We start from the raw sequence: 16,690 nt of genomic DNA, 5'->3' as shown, positions 1-16,690 counted from the left end.
ATGCAAGGGTTATTTCGTGACCTTCGCGACGGCCTGATCGATGAGGTCGGTGAGACGGGGAAGGCACCACGGCACGGTGAGCGGGTTGATCATGCTCATCGCTGTGACGAGCTGCTCGTCGGACGGGGCCACCACACTGTCGCGCTCAATGGCAGGAATCGACGAGTAGAGCCGCTGCGACGTAACCTGCTTCTTGGTCGCCGCATCCACGTACCAGGTGAAGATGAGGTCAGAATCCTTGAGCTTATCGGCATTTTCGAGGCCGATAAGTGCCCAGTCGGACCCATCGTTGGCCGCGATGGAGTCGATGATCGGGTCGACGGTCAAACCCAGCATGCTGACCATCGCCACACGCTGCTCAGTAGGCCGGAAGATGCCCAGCGTTCCCGGCCCCTGGGTGTAGATGTAGCTGAAGGTGATGTCCTTCCATCCTGGATGCTGGGCAGCAGCGTCAGCGAGGGTTTTCTTGAGGTCGCTGATGACCCTGTCTCCATCACTGGGACGCCCCAGCGCCTTGGCGATCGTACGAATCTCGCCGTCCCAGGTGGTGGTCCAGGCGGTCTTCTCGTAGGCGACAGTCGGGCAGAATGCGGCCAGTTGGTCGTATTGCTCCTGGGTGATCCCTGACCACGGAGCGAGGATCAAGTCGGGCTCGAGCTCCGCAATGGCCTCGACGTCGAGTTGCTCACCACCAGCGAACAGAGCCGGAAGGGGCTGGCCTGCCTTCTCGAAGGCTTCGCGGTTCCATGGTAGATGTCCATCCTTGTCAGCGCCCCAGGTACTGGTTTCGACGCCCACGGGGTACACCTCCAGACTAATGAGGGCTTCAGCGGCGCCCTGACCAATGGTGACAACTCGCTGGGGCGCCTGCTCGATGGTTGCGGCTCCCAAGGCATGGCTCATCGTGACAGGAAAACTGCCCGCCGACGCGTTGCCGGTGCTCTTGGACCCAGCACTCGGGTCATCACTGCTGCAGCCGACGAGGGCAGCTAGCGAGGAGGCCCCGGCCAGGGCAAGCAGCCCGCGGCGAGGCATACGGGGACACGAAACTGACAGGTGCATTTGTGGTGATCCTTTGATGTGTGGTGTGGGCCCGACGCCATCGCGCCGGGTAATTACGATTCGGCGTGCCCTCGCCGCCAGTAGCCCATGAAAGCCACCCGGTCGCGGGGACAGCCTCGTTCGCTCACTAACAAGCGGCGCATACGTTTCACGGCCCCCGATTCACCTGCCAACCAAGCAAAGTGTTCGCCGTCGGCATCACCGACGGGCTCATCCCAGAGGATTCCCGCATCATCGTAAAACCCTTCAGCTGGCACGATCCCAGAAGGTTCGGGTGGCCAGGTCAGGGCATGAAGTTCACGTTCGAGCAGGCTGCCGGGATTCTCCCCGTCGCGGCACAGCAGTCTGACTTCAACCCCAGGCGGGGCCGTGAGAGGCCAGGTGTCTTCAGGGGTTGGCATCTCGACCAGAATGGTGCCGACGACATCGGCGCCCAGGGATGCGGCAATGTTGGCTATGGCTGGCGCCGCGGTTTCATCGCCAGCCACCAGGACCTGCTTGGCGTTGCCCGGACGCCATGCCAGACCGATAGCGTCTATACCCTCCACCTCGGCACGTGGTACCGCGACGACGAGCCGATCACCCACAGTCACGGTTTCAATCCATCGGCTCGCAGGCCCGCTGGCGCCGTGACGGACCATGTCGACGTCGAGCTCAGCCTTGTCTGGACGCATGGCTCGGGCCGTGTAGGTCCTCACAGCTGGCTGCTCATGCGCCGGCAAGGACACGAGGGAGGCATACCAATCCGGGCTACGCGGGATACCTGCCAGCGCGTCATCACGACATCTCGGCAGCACGAGCTTGATCCGACGATCGAGGCAGAGCGGAGCAGCTTTCCGCAGCCCTCGTCCACTTAGGGTGACCCGACGCATCGAGGGGCATAGATCGCGCACAGCGTCGACGCGGACGTCAACCGCGGTGTAGGGGGGCTCTGACTTCATGGCGCACACCGTAACACAATTAGGTAAGCCTTACCTAACGTAATTCTCTCGCATCTTCGAGGGTTGTGTCGATCAGAGCCTCGCCGGCAAGACAGCCCGGACGAGCACAGGGAAGCATGCCAGTCGTTGAGCCCAACAACAAGGGCGAAACCTGTTGTGGCGCCAGCCGGGCGAATCCCCGCCCTGGCGGGGGAACGCCTGAGCGGGCATCGAGAGTGCTCGTCCGGCTTCAGGAGCACATCCGAGGACGTACTCCCAAGCCACGTGGGCCTTCGCACCCGTCGAAACCGGGGGCTGCTTCCCAGCGTCGCCACCCGTTGACGACGACCCCGAGCCCCCGCTGCGGGATTGGCCGCCTGGGACTACGAGCCTCCTTCCGCCACAGGTGCGGAGTAATCGCCAGCGACGCGAACCGATGTGACCCTCAAAACCGCTGAGCGCATGCTGATTGTCGAGGTATAGCATTACGGCAACTCGAGTCACATCTGACCCCGCTTGACTGGCGGAGACGAGGGCGTCTCGAACGCGGGGGCACCCGCGTCTTGCTCTCCGGCACCAAACCTGAGCGCATTCCTGTGTTGCGCGAACTCGGCGTCTTCGATCAGCTCGCGCACGAAAACCATGCGTTCAACTCCACCCTCGACGCCATCGCCCACGCCCGGCTGCACGTCGCACGCATTCAGCACGAAGAATCCGACGGCGCACCCGCTGCGTCTCGGGGCGATCAGCACGGTGAGTAGCGCTGTCAGGGAATAACCTGCTTCGGCGCCCGGTGCATCGGCCTCTCCCGCGGCCGGCGACGGGGAGTCGTCGGAACCTCCAAATATGTCGACGGCATCACCACATCGGAAGAACATGTCGAAATTTGACGCGTTCATCGACACGTTAGCCGTGTCAAGGTTAGGCCGACATTGACGCCGACCCCATGCCAACTGAGCCTGAACCCGCTCGGGTAGTACCTACCGATATCTTTCCGCTCCAACGATGAGCCTTAGACGTCGGCAACATAGACAGTCTCCGCTTGGCTGAGTACCGACTCACGGAAGTAGGGATTGCGGATTGCCCGCTTTACGACGAGATCGACGTCGCGTTGAACGATCTCTTGGAGATCGTCACGAAGCGCACAGAAGTCATCGAAAGGATCAGGGCGACCCGGAAGGAAATCCACCAAGAAGTCGACGTCACTGTCCGAGTCAAAGCCACCCGCAACTGCAGAGCCGAACACAGCCAGCTCTGCCACACCATGGCGCTGCGCGACGCAGGTGATGGCGTCGCGATCAAGGCTTGCAATGACAGTCATGTGTTCAGTATCCCACCGTGGGCGAGGTTAAGGGGACCGATCGCGATCCATCCTCTTGCCAGGTTGAGCCTAGGAGCAGGGCAGCAAGTGGCATGCCAGTAGCTACCGAATGCCTTGCTAAGGCAACAGCCGATACCGCACGATTCGGATCGGCTCCGAGCCTCGTAGCCAAGTATCTTGTCAGACCGACGACTGCATCGTCGCCCCCCGCCAGTGATGGAGGCCATGCCCCGACCGTTTCACCACGCTCTTTGCCACAACAGCGAGTGCTCAGGGCTGAGGACGGGAGAGTTCCCAGCGTCGCATCGGCACACCATGAAACTCGGACAACGCTGCTGGCCGAAAGCCAATCTTGCGGTGGAGGCAAATCGCCGACCCCCGGGTCTCTTCAAACTCGTTCACGATGAGATCGACCGAGGTCGCCGCCCAGATCTGTTCGACGAGCAAGCGGAGTGCTGTGGCGCCCCAGCCCTGGCGTCGTCGTTCGGGGATGATGTTAATGCCGATCTCCGCGTCGCCCCTACTCGAGATTTCGTAATGCACGTGCCCGATGTACTCATCGGCGACGACGTCGCGCAGGTAAAAGTAGTCAGTTTGGGCAGGATCTCGCTGATAAAACGCAAGGAACTCGTCCCACTGCGACTCCGGCCAGTCGATGCAGCCAGTCTCGTTGTCGTAGCCGGGATGTTGAAGCTTCCAACCTGCGTTGTACGCCATCATGTCGGGATCACGAAGCCAGCCCTGGCGAACACCCAGTTCAGCACGAGTTGGACGATGCAACTCAAGGCAAGAATCGCGGGCGGCGTCCACGTGGGCATTGTATTCCTCCCTCGAAGTGAGTGCTGTTCGGAGCTCGACCACGCTCAAGCGTTGAAGACGATCTGCGCAGTCCAGCCAGAAGCTCCGCAACAGTGATTGCAGTGATGACCACGTCATCGGTCACCGATTCACTCGCCTTCGTCGGCCAGTGCAGCTGCGAGCATAGAAAACTCGCGCCCATCCTCGTTACGAGGCTGGCAGTCAGCTCACGGTCGGTTTCCCCCACCCTCGGATCGCGTTCGACACGCGTTCTGATCACCTGAACAAGCACACAAGGCGCGCCATGACTCACGCAGTGAAAAACTGATCGAGCACGAGCCTGCTGCTGCCGCATCCCACTCCCCAGGCATCACATGTCAAACCGGAACTCCGTGGAATTTAGATTCAATGTGTGAGCCGCACAAAGTGGTCAACGCCGCAGCACCATTCTTGCTAACCACTTCCGTAATTTCCTAATCCTTGGACGCTAGGGTGCAAGTAAGATTCGCTTCCGAGGCGTCCAAGTCGCACGCGAAGCGTGTGCGCAGCCCTGGATGGGGATCGCTCGCGACTCTGGGAGGATGTTGTGGATCTTGTGGACTTGATCGTTCCTGCGCTCGCTCTCGTTGGTGCGCTACTCGGTGGATACCTGACCCAAGTTGTCGGTGGTACCGTTGCAGAACGGCGTGAGGACCGGCGGCTGTTACGTGAAGCTCGTGTGGCATTGGAGCGGTGGGTCGTCACCCGCACGGGCCCAATTGAAATAAGTTACCCAGGAATCTCGCCAACAGACATGGTACCTACTCAGAAAAAGTCGTTGGAAGACTTCTTCAGCCGCCATTTTCGAGCAACTTCGAAGCGAAGGCTGCCCTCGGCGCGGTTCGCAGGTTCGATGAACATATTGGGCGAATCCTAGACCAGGATCGGTGGGACTTGCCGATCGAAAGTGTGGGGGAGTTGCGAGACGCGCTGACGCAGGCCGAGCGGCGCGCGAAACTCACCAAGCGCGAGACGAAGCCATTTGTTATTGACGGTCATCCCCGGTAGGATATCCACCTCGATAACTGGCTCTTCAGAGTTGAGTGCGGGCGCGCCGGTGGTGCGGGGTAGCTGGATCTAGACGCCTAGGTCTCCGATGATGAGCGAACTCTTAACTCTGCTCGCACCACCAAGGGCCTCGACAATGCTGAACCCTAAGTGCGCCTGCCCGGTCTCGCTGGATCGCTGCGACCCTTGCGACCTGCTCCTCGGCCTACCTGGACTACACCGTATCTCTGTGGCCCGTGCCCGGATCGGGTTCCTTCTCGAGGTCGAGTCCTGCAATCCGGTCCTGAGTTGATCCATTTGCTAAGTGTCCGGTCGGCTGGTGATCTGGTGGATGATTCAAGCCCGCTCGTCTGGAGTGTGGGGTGGGATCAGCTGGGTGTGGTCGCCGGCTTGGAGCAGCGCGGAATGGATGGGCCGCGGAGTCTGGACGATCTTCTTCACAGTCATTCCGATCGCGTTCTGCGTGAACCTTGAATCGGCCGGGGTCCTCTGCCGCTACTTTGCGGGTTCGGACTCTCGGGTGAGGGCCTCGCAGTGGAGCGTCTCGAACTCTATCGGGGTGAGCACTCCCAGCGTCCCGTAGAGGCGCCTGTTGTTGTATCAGTCGACCCAGCCAATCCGACGCATACTCGTAGCGCATTAGAGAAAGCTGCGCTAGAGTCGCAAAGCTGGCATGCGGGATCAATTTCCTCTGTGCAATATAGAAGGGGTTCGAAGTTGACCTTCGGAATGCGATTCAGCTGCTGACTCTTGCTAAGATTTCGACTGAATTATCTGGCGCAACCACACTGCCAAGGCCTCGAATGATGGAATCATGTCTTCAGGTATTTCTGATCGATTGAAATGCATCACACGGTTACGTGCGAGGCGAGCATCGTTCAGGCTTCGGATGCATCGCGGCTTGTCCTCGTCAGATATGCGATCCGCGCTGAACACCTCAGACCATATCGTGTCGTCAGCTACGGCCTTGATGTAGTCTGCAAACGTTAGCTTTTCCGAAAACGACTTCTCGGAGTCATCTGCCCCGCTCGGGTTAACTTCTTCCTTCGTTAGTGTCATGCTTTGTTCTGTGTCTATATAAACCTCTGTCAGTGACCCCTTCGCTTGTATGGCATTCTTGAGCTTCGCTTCCTCAACATCCGCGAGAATCCCTCGAAGAAGCTCTTCGATCTCGTTAGCGCGCAGGAACATTGCGGCGATCGAGTTTAGATGAGTCGCTAGGTCCCACGTAGTGTAGATCTGTACGATCTCGTTTCTTGCGTTCTTCCCGTAGATAAATCCGTGCTGAAGAATGGTCGAGACCCAGTCGAAAAGCTTCTCATTCGTTCCTACTACTGGAACCTGGGTTGTTGCCAAATTAATGAGTTTCGTCTGGTCGGATACTTTGTCAAAGGTGAGATCCGAGATGGTCACCGTACCGATGAGAGTCGACCTGTCGTTCTTCGAGAAGAAGAGTGGCAACTTGGTGCGATTTCGTTGCTGCATTAGTTCAATCGCGTCGCTTACTGAGTCCCCGTACTCAAGGCTATCTAACTCATCGGCGTCACTCTTTAAAGAAGACAAAACCCAGCCACCCACTGCCGATTTCTCTGAGGCGGTTTCGTTTGACGATTCATCCGGTTTCGGAGTTTGCGGTTCGGAGTCCAGGTAGAGGCGTCGGATCTCGACGTCGCCGTAATAGTCGGCTGAACTGATATCCGGGAACATTTCCAATTGGTTCTCCGCGAGCCACTCATTGATCCGACGGTTGACGATGGCTCCACGGCGCGATCGACCAAAGCATTCAATTACGTAGCTGGTGGGAAATTGGGCGCTAGTTTCGTTGGATGAAACAAACTCATCGAGTTTATCTTGGTGCGATTGCCCATCTTTATCTGTGGGCGTATCGGAAGTGTTGATTTCGTCGTTGGTCGTCATTATGTTCACCTACTAGGTAGTGGCGTTCGGCGCAAGTGGGTAGTTCTGCATCGGAGCGGGCGACTATGCCCACTAGCCATCGATGTACTCATGGCTGGGGTGGGGCCCGCTGGGGCAAGGATAACCTATGTTCGAGAACTAACGTCGCGACGCGTGATGAGGGGAAGTCACAGGTTACTTGACTGCGGAACTCCGTCGAATTTAGGTTCAATGTGTAACTTCTGTCACGCATGACGAGCAACCGCAGACGCGGTGCACTACTCACTCGATAACGATCTCAACCTCGAATCCCTCGCTGTTTTCGAGGAAGAGCGCGGTGTGCTCAGGCCCGCCAGCGTGTGGGTACTTGTCGGCAAACAACTCACTCCATCCATGGCTTGAGCACTGCCGTTGAAGTCCATCGAGAAGTGTTCGATCTTTCGCGCGGAGGGCAAGGTGATTCAGCCCAGCTCGCATGCGGTCGTGTGGGCCCGTGATAGCAGGCGACTCTTCCAGCACCACATATGTTCCGCTGGGGTGAGTCCACGTCCTTCCTTGTGGCCAATCTGGATCGTGCTGGGCCTGCCATCCCAGTAGGGGGAGGAGCCAATCGAAGGAAGCTGCAGACGCGTGCAGGTCGGTGGTCCACAACTCTATGTGGTGCACGGGGTTGGTCATATGTGGAGTCTAGGCCAGGTTGTCGAAGGCTCTCGGTTCTTACCTGGGGTCCGTCGAGCTGCTTCTCTCCACTGCTTGTTCACGCTTGATCTATCACTCTCAACGGTTTCGTCGCTCGGTCGAGCTCCAGCACGGAGAACCGTCAGCGCCCGTGGGCGCGCGTGTCGCTGACTCGCTCGCGGGCCAGCCAGCGGCTGAGCACGTCGACTCTCTCGACAAAGGACAGGGCAGCCAAGCATGCCTGATGGGCAACCCACAGGTGGGCCTTAGACGTCGGCAACATAGACAGTCTCTGCCTGGCTGAGCACCGACTCGCGGAAGTCGGCCTCGTACACTGGGAAGGGAAATCCGACCGCGACCCTCGCGCATCATGGCGCCTCCTTTGAACTACTGCAACAAATGCTCCAGTAGGTGTTCCAGTACCCCAACGCACCGCCCGTACACATTAAGCCGAACTCCACCGGATTCCGAAGGGTAGAAGCATCACGGGCGCAGCATGAGGTGACCACACCTCCAAGACAGGCACCGCATATTGCCTCGGACCACATCCCTGAATACACTGTATTCACGGCCGCAGGGAGAAACCATGCGCACTATGACAATCCGCATGAACGAGCAAGACGCCGAGCTCATCCGCAAGTTCACCCACTTCGAGGGCGTCACCATCTCCAACTTCGCCCGTGCCGCCATCCTGGAGAAGATCGAGGACTCCTACGACCTCCAGGAGCTGCGCGAGGCCATCGCACAGGACTCCGGCGAGCGCTTCAGCATCGACGAAATCCTCGACGAACTCGACCGATGACGGCTCGGCCCATTCCGGCACCGCGTCGAGTTGACGGCACGAGCACGTAAACAGCTGACCAAGATGGACCGGTTCGACGCCCGGATCCTCACCACCTGGATCAAGAACAACCTCGACGGATCCCTGGACCCGCGCACCCTCGGCAAAGCGCTCACCGCGAATCATTCGGGCGAATGGCGCTATCGCATAGGCTCCTACCGCATCCTCGCCCTCATCCACAACGACGTCGTCACCATCGAGGGCTTCCCCATCAGTCGACGCAACAAGGTCTACGAGCGCTGAACGTCGTCGCACTCAACGAGCAACTCTTTACTGAGGGGCGAACGGCCTGTAATCGGTTCTCCGCGTGAGCCAAGAACACGGGCCCCAGCAGCGGGTGGCGATACTGAACCGGGTCAGCGTGCGCCGTCGACCAACGCATTGCCCCGCCGATGGACACGCATCCACGACGTCGACTCCAGGCCGGCATTCCTTACAAAGGCAAAGGAACTACGAGAGTCGCGGTAACAACGGGACAGGCAAGACCCCGCAGTCACCGCGTTGATACTCAGGCCACCTGCACGCGCTGATCGCCCAGCACATACTCGATGGAGAGCCCCCCACCAACCGCCTCAAGGTACCTACGAATAGTGCCAACTTTCGCATTCTCGATATCGCCGTGCTCAATCTTGGAGATCTGGCGTTGACCCACCCCAACTCGCTCGGCTAACTGAGCCTGAGTGAGGCCAGCTCGTTCACGCAATTCGCGAAGGCGGTAAGCACGCACTTCAGCAAGCATCCGCTCCTTATGCGCATCGACGCGCTCCCTGTCCACGGGATGATTAGCGACGAAATCCTTCAACAACATAGCCATCTCACTCATTCTCCTTTCAATCTACGCAAATGTTCATCGAAGAGGTCATCGGCCCTCGGGATATTGCGCGCGTACCATCGCTTCCAGCTACCCGACTTATCACCAGCAATAAGCATGATCGCCTCACGTACTGGGTCAAAAGCGAAAAGGATGCGGAGCTCTGTCCGACCAGATGATCCGGGCCGGAGCTCCTTCATATTTCGATGCCTCGACGAAGACACGGTATCGACGATCGGCCGTCCGAGCTGAGGGCCTCGGTCTTCCAGCAACTCGATTGCAGCCACAACCTGCTCCCGAGAGTCGTTATCCAGCGAAGCGAGCCATCCTGCGATCAGCTCGATGTCCACGCTCCACATAGACACCACCATAGACCCCAGAAGGTCTACGATCAAGAGATCGTGCTCAGCACGTACACCCTCCGAGACTGCTCGGCTGGATAAGCACCCCACCGCTGGCCCTCGAAGAGGCTGACACCTCGAGCTCAGTCAGAGTGCCTGACCGCCCGCGAGCCTGCCCCTCGCCTCACAGCTTCCATGCTCCTGGCGTCGCTCGTGCGTAGTCGTCGATGCCGATAGCTTCAAAGTGACGTTTGGCGGACCTGATCTTGGCGAGCTCGGTAGGACGGAGTTTCGAGTCTTCGAGGGTGCCTTTCGTCTGGCGGATCACGTAGATCCGATCTTCACCGTCTTCCTGCTTGATGATTGCCCAGTCAGGGTTGTACGGGCCGACCGGGGTGTCGATCTTGAATTTGGCGGGCAGCTTCATGAACAACTTGATGTCCTCGCGGGAGTCCAGCAGTTCTGCGAACTGGCGCTCCACGTCGGAGTCGAATACGACGTAGTCGAAGTCGGTCTTCTGGGTGTGCTGCACCTTGTACATCTGGTCGAGGAAGCGCTCTTTCTCCTCCTGCCCGTCTTTCTGTAGCTCGCGGAGCTCGTCGATCGAGCCCGCAATCCGCTCGTACTGGACGCCTTCCACCTGCAGCGCCCCAAGCTCTGCTGTGAGTGAACGCTGGTCATCGCGATGAAGTCGTTCGGATTACTGATGAAGTCATCCAGACGCTCGCTGCCGATCAGAATATCGACGATGGTCTTGCGAGTGAGAGAAGTGGCTTCCTGCAGCTCCGTGATGATGTCGGGCAGGCTATAGCTGCCCTTGAGATCCGCCGTCCGGGTGCCGAGTTCCTCGCCCTTGGCGCCGCCTCACGGAAGTAGGGGTTCCTGATGGCTCGTTTCACGACGAGATCGACGTCGCGTTGAACGATCTCCTGGAGATCGTCACGAAGCACACTAAAGTCTTCGAACGGATCCGGCCGGTCGGGAGGAAGTCGACGAGGAAGTCGACGTCACTGTCCGCGCCAAAGTCACCGGTGACGACGGATCCAAAGTGCGCTAATTCCCCACGCCATGGTACTGAACGCCGGCACGGGGTTCGATATGCTCGTGGGTCGGCGCGCACGCACCAAGGCTGGGGCAGCGAGCATGGCCTACTATCGTCGCAGGGCACCGGCTTTGGAGGTACGGATGGAAAGGGTCTTTTCCAGAGAAACCACTCTCATAGACAACCGGCTCACGCTCGCACTTGCTCCCGGGCTGGAGCCGGACGGACTCAACGCATCCCCCAGTTTCTTCCACGGCTTCGCAACCCACCCGCAGGTGCTCGCCCGCGGGCTCGTGACGCTCGCCGACATCACCGCCACCCGCTACTACAACTACACGCCGATGTCGGAGCGCGACCCGATCCTTTCCGCGCACGGCGATCGGCTGCGGGCCGAGTGTTTCTCGGCGTGCAACGCCGTCTACGCATGCTTCGAGTTGATGGGCTCGGGTCTTGACGGCGGCGACATCGGACGCGGCACCACCAATGTCGACATCGGCCCAGCGTCCAGGGCGTTGCTGTCCAATCTGCCGCGCAATGAACTCCTGCACGTCGACGTCGGCGCAGACGGGCTGCGGGCGGCGACGACGGCGACTTCCACGATTGAGCGTCCCGTGACGATGCCGCCGCGCTGGGTGCGCGCGCTGGGCAACGCGGCGCAGTCACAACAAGGTTTCGTCGAAGCGTTCCGGGTGTCTGCCTCGGGTGCGCGCCAGTTCCTTGCCGGATTGCCGGCCGCGAGCGTGTCCGGGCGTTCGGCATGGCTGTCCTCGTCGCGCGGCACAGTAAAGGCCAGTGCGGTGGCGTCGCCAGGAGCAGTGCAGGTCAGCGGTCTGCAGCGGCTGAGCGCGCTGAAACGGCTGATGCCTCACGTGCAAGGACTCATTGTCCACCGCCCCGCCGACGAGCACACCGTCGGCGCGATGATCACTCTGCAGCTGCCAGACGCCCGGCTCACCCTCGGGCTGACCGATAAAGAATGGCGCGGCTACTCCGGCGAAGGCTCCTTGCTGACCTCACTGGCAGAACCGAACGTCACGGAGGACGCCGACCTCGTCAGCGCCATGTTGGCCTTTGAGCCGATCATCGACGTTCATCGCCTCGCCAATGACACCGCGCTCCCCGAGGCTCGGGTGCAGGCCGCGCTTGCGGTGCTCGCGGCCTCTGGTCGCGTGGGGTGGGACGTCAACGACCAGGCCTACTTCCATCGTGAACTGCCCGACTCGCCTGACCGTGTCGAAAAGGACAACCCACGGTTGACTGCAGCGCGGAAGCTCGTGTCCGCCAACGCCGTGCGAAGCGCCGGCTCGGAGGCCTGGATCGTCAGGTCGGGCGACATCGAATACGGCGTGCGGCTCGGCCCCGACGCTTCCGCCCCCGAGAAGGGCGCCACCTGCAGCTGCACCTGGTACCTCTCACACGGCGGCGACCGTGGGCCGTGCAAGCATGTTCTCGCGGTTATGCTGACCCACAACAAGGCAGCGGCGACCCCGCGATCGTTGATTGTCCCGGAAGTAGACTCCACCAGCCCCACCGGACGACAGGGACCCGAATGAAACTGAACCCGAGGCTCGATGAGGCCATTGAGATCTTTCGTGAATTAGGTTGGGCCGAGGCTGATGTTGCCGATGCGCCAACACTGCCGCTGGGCACGAAGGAACAACAGAAGGTGGCTCTGGCTGGGCTGAGAACCGGCGACTGGGGCGAGTACGGGAAGATCAGATCCAACGTTTACGGCTGGATCAGCGCGGTAAGCGTCAATGAAACCATGCTCGCCCTGTTTGCGTTGCGTCTCGGTGTGGATGCGAGCAGGACAGCGTCGCGGCTGTGGGAGACCGACGACGTTGTTTTGGCCAGATGTGTCGCCCAACGTGGCGAGACTTACGCCGCCAAGTTCATCGATCAGGTGTGCACCCCTCGTCTGAGGCCGTTTGAGCACTCCCTGTCCGCTCATGGGGAGGCAGCCGTCCGGTTGGTGTGCGACCTCGGGCTACCCGTCCCGGAAAAAATCGACTACCTCAAAGACTGGGCAGTAGTGGCGCTTGCGGCGCTTACCGGGGACGTCGCCGAAATCGCACGCTCTGATGATCGTGCGCTCCCGACCCTCGAAGAATTGCGTCCTTCATTTGACGAGCACTGGCGGGCAGCACTGCATTCAGGCGTACCCATGACGGGGCCTTTGGGCAAGCTTCTTTCCGCTGCGACCAAGGCGGGGATGATCGAGCGTGACTCGGGGCTGGAGCAGCTCGTCGTGTCTTTGGATGCGGCGGTGCGTCCTGGTGACCGCAAAGCACTCACGTCATTGATCGTGAACGACTTCGCGATAACCGACGATGAACTGGCCGCCCGCGCCGATGCGCTGATCCCCATCCTGAGTCAAGGTGAGGCGCCGATCGTCGAGGGCTTCGGGCCTCGGCTGATCGCGCATGTAGCCGACGACATGGTGGGAGAAGTGGCTCTGGCTTGCCTGTACGTGAAGACGCAGAAGGCACTGCGGCAGGTGCTGCAGGCCTTGAAGCAGCGGGCTTTCCCCGGCCAGGCGAGTGCTGAACTACTCTCCGAGAGACTGGGTGAACTTGCCCAGTCCCGCGACAAAGCCACGGCGAAGCTGGCCGCAGCGGTGCTGGCGAATTGGAACGTGAGCCCCACGGCTCCAAGCGAAGAACCCGAGGTCACCGGGCTGTGGCAGCCAACTCCACAGCTGTGGAGCGTCCCGAAGTTTCAGCTGGGTGAGGTCACTCCGGAGGGGTTGACCGAAGCGCTTCGAGTGTTGACATCTCGGGGTGACCTTGATGTGGTCGACTTGGACGAAGAACGATTCCTGGCGCTGGCGGTCGCCCTGGCTAACCACAGCATGGACGACACCCGAAGGGCGCTCAGTGGGATCTCGTCGGTGCCCTGGCTAGACGTCGTTCGCAACTGGCTGGCGGGGGAACCGGCGCAGCCCCATCGGCGAGCGCGAAGCTCCTTGTGGGACATGCGTGTTGAAAGCACGTTTGATCACCTCGGACAGATCCCCTGCCTGCTGTCGCAGCCATCGCGGGTTGATCTGAGTGTCGAGTTCGACGATCTGGTTGCGTCCCTGGAAAAGTATGCGGCCGCAGACGTCCCGGTGCTGCAGGCTGACCTGGTTATGGCGCTGGCTCGCCTCGACGTGACGAAGGCGGACGCTAAAGCCAGCCTGCCCGAGGTTCCGGTGAAGCTGGCAAACGGCAGGCTGCTACTTCGAAACACAGCCCAAGTGATCATGTCCTACCTGAAGAGACCATTCGTCGATATGGAGGCGCCTTTTGCCTCGTCAGACCGCAATGACAGCTTGACCTGGCCCAAGTCGTTGGTCGGGTTGGACCGCAAGATGAGCGTCAATAACTGTATCGGGTGCTACTTCGGGGTTTTCCCCAACTGGGGTGACGCCCTGAATATCCACTTTGATCGACGACACTTCCCGGACGAGACGTCGGCCATGGCTCGGCAGTTAGCTCGCAGCGCCAAGCCACTTGGGCCGGGAGGTGCGGTGAATTTGCTGGCGGTGCACTGCCAAGGCCGTCCGGAGCATGCCACCGAGTCAGCGTTGGCGCTACAAGAAGCCTGGGAGCGCGGGCTGTTAGTGCCCGGCGTTGCCAACATCGACTACCTCGACTGGGGTGCTCAGCTGAGCAACATCGCATCATTTGTCGAGTCGTTACGCGACGCTGCGGATCGCGGCATGTTGTCGGTTGTCTGGCCGGTGTTGGACGACGTGCTCGTCGCCTCTCTCAAAGCCCCGCGGATGTTGGCAGGCACCGCCGAGGCAGCTCAGGCGATGCAGGACTACGTCGGCGAGGTGCTGGCTGCGGTCACCTCGGGTGTTGCACCGGCGTCAGCGTTGGAGGTGCCGGGGGTGCGCGCGTTGGCGGCTCGGAGCGGGTCGTCGAAGGCGGTTGTCGCCGCCAAGGCCGTCGTCGGACAGTTGCCCGACCGGCAGGTGGAACCTCCGCAGCCTGCTACGCCTGCGCTCGACGTAGCGCGGTTCGAACGGATCTGGCCGGCAGCAGCCGGGACCAAACCGAACATCCCGGATGGGGTGACGTACTCGTTACCTGGATCGAGTTCGAACACAAAACAGACGCACCTGCACCTCGACATGGTTGTGCCCGGCTACCCGGCGACTGTGTTCGAGATTGATAGGCCGACCAGATGGCTCTACGACATCGCGAAGGAGGGCCAGGCCATCTGCAGGCGTGTGAGCCAGGACGAGCCGGAAGGCAAGGAAAGCTGGCTGCATTGGGACGGCAAAGCCCTGGTCGCCGACGATTTCAGGAACTGGCGCGAGGGTACGAACCGCCCATTGAACGGGGGTGCAACCGAGCTTTCCGACGCGCTGGTTGCGGTAGTGATCGCCTATCTGGCGGTGCGCGCCGAGGACGTCCATGTGAAGAGGAGGCTGGTACAGGAACTGGCTGAGAAGAGGGCGTACGGCTCCGCTGCTGTGAAGGCCGCCGTGATCGGGTTGCTGCCATACCACGAGGTGTGGAGCCCGGCACGAGTGGTGCACGTCCTCGAGGAGCAGCCCGGGTTGCTGCCGTTCTTGTGGCCAACGTTGAGCGAACCCCTGCGGTTTGCCGGGGGCCAGGGCACGCTACCGAAGTGGGTGAACCGAGTCCTCGACGTCGTGACGCTGCACGCCGAGGTCCTGCTCGAAGCCACCCGACGAGAGTACGTACCGGCTGACGCGTGGGACGGCATCGGCGCGTTGGCGGCGAAGAAGGGTTCGTCCGCGGCGGTGAAGAAGGCCCGGGCGCTGGCCACAGACTTCGGCGCAGCCAAGTCCCTGAGCTGACTGAAAACTCCCACGAGGCGACCACCGAGGAGGTCGAATGCCTCTCGACGCGACGACGAGGCGGCACACGCGGGCGGCAAGAACGTAGGGTGGGCTGCATGAACGACCTGACCATCGCACCCGGCCCGGGGATCCCCGGCGGTGTAGTTATCGCAGCCGCCGATCTGACGGAGCGGTTCGCGAAGTCGTCGGGGCCGGGCGGCCAGGGCGTCAACACGACGGACAGCAAGGTACAGCTTTCCATCGATATCGCCACGTGTGCATCGCTTTCCGACGCCCAGCGTCGCCGCGTCCTTCGCAACCTCGAGCACCTCCTGGACGGCACCGTCCTTACCTTGTCGGCGTCGACCCAACGGTCGCAGGTCCGCAACCGCGCCGAGGCACGTCGCCGCATGGCTGCCCTGTTGCGCGAGGCGCTCGCTCCGCCTCCTCCCCCGCGGCGCAGGACAACGCCGACGCAGGGCTCGGTACGACGCCGTCTTGAAGCGAAGAAACGGCGCTCGGAGCTGAAGTCGACGAGACGGCGTCCTCAGATTCCCTAGTTCGTTCCTAAGCCGATGCGTAAGGATGAGACGTTCTTCCAACTCGCGTTGGCTCGGCTAGTGGAGCCGACCTCGAAGCTGAACAGCCTGCACGTGATCGAAGCACTCGGCCTCCAACCCGTGCACCTGTCGACGGTGAAACGAGCCCTGCAGCGCTGCGCCAGCAAGGATTACCGGGAGCAGCTCGCAGCAGCGAGCTTCACACATGTGCGGAAACAGCCCTGCCGGGACGCTTCGCTGTTGTTGTATGACGTGACCACGCTGTATTTCGAGGCGGAGAAGGAAATCGATGCCGCCGGGCTGCGGTTCATCGTCGGCTCCCAGATCATGAAGGCACCCCATGATCTGGCAATACTCCCCCAAGCGCGCGGTCCGTGATGGGCAAACACTCACCGCGCAAGAACACCGCACCATCGACACCATCGAGGGCCGCTCACATCACTCGGGCACTAAAGTTGTGCAACTCGGGTCGGAGGATCGCTGGCCAAACGGGCGGGCGGCGTCAAGGATTCGACGACGCGTTCGCCGGCTCCCAGCCGAGTTCGGGCGCAACGTACTTCGCGAACGATTCGAGC

At 60.9% G+C, this 16,690-nt stretch carries 18 protein-coding genes; 7 read left to right on the top strand and 11 right to left on the bottom strand.

All coding sequences use genetic code 11. The annotated features are described in order from the left end of the window. Nucleotides 1-9: 9 nt before the first annotated feature. The 7 genes from Q0X61_RS09865 to Q0X61_RS09835 form a co-directional block, all read right to left on the bottom strand. Nucleotides 10-1,062 (bottom strand): iron-siderophore ABC transporter substrate-binding protein, encoded by a 1,053-nt coding sequence (locus tag Q0X61_RS09865; RefSeq protein ID WP_297742358.1) that lies wholly within the window; start codon nt 1,060-1,062, stop codon nt 10-12. 53 nt (nt 1,063-1,115) lie between these two features. Continuing rightward, nucleotides 1,116-2,003, bottom strand: coding sequence for a siderophore-interacting protein (locus Q0X61_RS09860; protein WP_297742357.1), 888 nt, complete (start codon nt 2,001-2,003; stop codon nt 1,116-1,118). 479 nt (nt 2,004-2,482) lie between these two features. Next, entirely contained in the window at nt 2,483-2,881 is a 399-nt protein-coding gene (locus Q0X61_RS09855; RefSeq protein WP_297742356.1) for a hypothetical protein, read from the bottom strand. Between the two features lie 113 nt (nt 2,882-2,994). Then, the gene (locus Q0X61_RS09850; protein ID WP_297742355.1) at nt 2,995-3,303 is read right to left on the bottom strand and encodes a nucleotidyltransferase family protein; all 309 of its coding nucleotides are present in this window, start codon (nt 3,301-3,303) and stop codon (nt 2,995-2,997) included. A gap of 270 nt (nt 3,304-3,573) precedes the next feature. Then, on the bottom strand, nt 3,574-4,113 hold the full coding sequence (locus Q0X61_RS09845; protein ID WP_297742354.1) for a GNAT family N-acetyltransferase: 540 nt from the start codon (nt 4,111-4,113) through the stop codon (nt 3,574-3,576). Nucleotides 4,114-5,901: 1,788 nt separating this feature from the next. Further along, nucleotides 5,902-7,065, bottom strand: coding sequence for a CBS domain-containing protein (locus Q0X61_RS09840; protein ID WP_297742353.1), 1,164 nt, complete (start codon nt 7,063-7,065; stop codon nt 5,902-5,904). Between the two features lie 261 nt (nt 7,066-7,326). After that, nucleotides 7,327-7,722 (bottom strand): VOC family protein, encoded by a 396-nt coding sequence (locus Q0X61_RS09835; protein ID WP_297742352.1) that lies wholly within the window; start codon nt 7,720-7,722, stop codon nt 7,327-7,329. A gap of 586 nt (nt 7,723-8,308) precedes the next feature. Between Q0X61_RS09835 and relB the strand changes: the two genes are divergently transcribed. After that, a complete protein-coding gene (relB, locus tag Q0X61_RS09830) occupies nt 8,309-8,524 on the top strand; it encodes a type II toxin-antitoxin system RelB family antitoxin (protein WP_297742351.1) in 216 nt (71 codons plus the stop codon). 30 nt (nt 8,525-8,554) lie between these two features. Next, on the top strand, nt 8,555-8,806 hold the full coding sequence (locus Q0X61_RS09825) for a type II toxin-antitoxin system RelE/ParE family toxin (protein ID WP_297742350.1): 252 nt from the start codon (nt 8,555-8,557) through the stop codon (nt 8,804-8,806). A gap of 265 nt (nt 8,807-9,071) precedes the next feature. Here the strand turns inward: Q0X61_RS09825 and Q0X61_RS09820 are convergent, their stop codons facing one another. The 4 genes from Q0X61_RS09820 to Q0X61_RS13425 form a co-directional block, all read right to left on the bottom strand. Further along, nucleotides 9,072-9,386, bottom strand: a complete 315-nt coding sequence (locus Q0X61_RS09820) for a helix-turn-helix domain-containing protein (protein ID WP_297742349.1) — start codon at nt 9,384-9,386, stop codon at nt 9,072-9,074. Next, on the bottom strand, nt 9,383-9,733 hold the full coding sequence (locus tag Q0X61_RS09815; protein WP_108872309.1) for a type II toxin-antitoxin system RelE/ParE family toxin: 351 nt from the start codon (nt 9,731-9,733) through the stop codon (nt 9,383-9,385). The genes Q0X61_RS09820 and Q0X61_RS09815 overlap by 4 nt, the downstream gene beginning before the upstream one ends. Nucleotides 9,734-9,899: 166 nt before the next feature. Beyond that, nucleotides 9,900-10,355, bottom strand: a complete 456-nt coding sequence (locus Q0X61_RS09810; RefSeq protein WP_297742348.1) for a hypothetical protein — start codon at nt 10,353-10,355, stop codon at nt 9,900-9,902. A 255-nt stretch (nt 10,356-10,610) separates the two neighbouring features. Further along, a complete protein-coding gene (locus Q0X61_RS13425) occupies nt 10,611-10,835 on the bottom strand; it encodes a nucleotidyltransferase domain-containing protein (protein WP_367270736.1) in 225 nt (74 codons plus the stop codon). 65 nt (nt 10,836-10,900) lie between these two features. On the opposite strand from Q0X61_RS13425, the gene Q0X61_RS09805 reads away from it, so the two are divergent. The 5 genes from Q0X61_RS09805 to Q0X61_RS09785 form a co-directional block, all read left to right on the top strand. Further along, on the top strand, nt 10,901-12,310 hold the full coding sequence (locus Q0X61_RS09805) for an SWIM zinc finger family protein (protein ID WP_297742347.1): 1,410 nt from the start codon (nt 10,901-10,903) through the stop codon (nt 12,308-12,310). After that, complete coding sequence (locus tag Q0X61_RS09800) at nt 12,307-15,573, top strand: hypothetical protein (protein ID WP_297742346.1); 3,267 nt, start codon at nt 12,307-12,309, stop codon at nt 15,571-15,573. Before Q0X61_RS09805 ends, Q0X61_RS09800 begins: the two co-directional genes overlap by 4 nt. Nucleotides 15,574-15,671: 98 nt before the next feature. Further along, nucleotides 15,672-16,115 (top strand): alternative ribosome rescue aminoacyl-tRNA hydrolase ArfB, encoded by a 444-nt coding sequence (gene arfB / locus Q0X61_RS09795; RefSeq protein ID WP_297742345.1) that lies wholly within the window; start codon nt 15,672-15,674, stop codon nt 16,113-16,115. Nucleotides 16,116-16,130: 15 nt separating this feature from the next. Further along, the gene (locus Q0X61_RS09790; protein ID WP_297742344.1) at nt 16,131-16,493 is read left to right on the top strand and encodes a hypothetical protein; all 363 of its coding nucleotides are present in this window, start codon (nt 16,131-16,133) and stop codon (nt 16,491-16,493) included. Beyond that, on the top strand, nt 16,456-16,690 hold a 235-nt coding region (locus Q0X61_RS09785), incomplete at its 3' end, for a hypothetical protein (protein WP_297742343.1). The genes Q0X61_RS09790 and Q0X61_RS09785, both read left to right, overlap by 38 nt.

Origin of the sequence: uncultured Tessaracoccus sp. (assembly GCF_947255005.1) — a bacterium.
GTDB lineage: Bacteria > Actinomycetota > Actinomycetes > Propionibacteriales > Propionibacteriaceae > Arachnia.
This window is presented reverse-complemented; position numbering and strand designations above follow the sequence as displayed.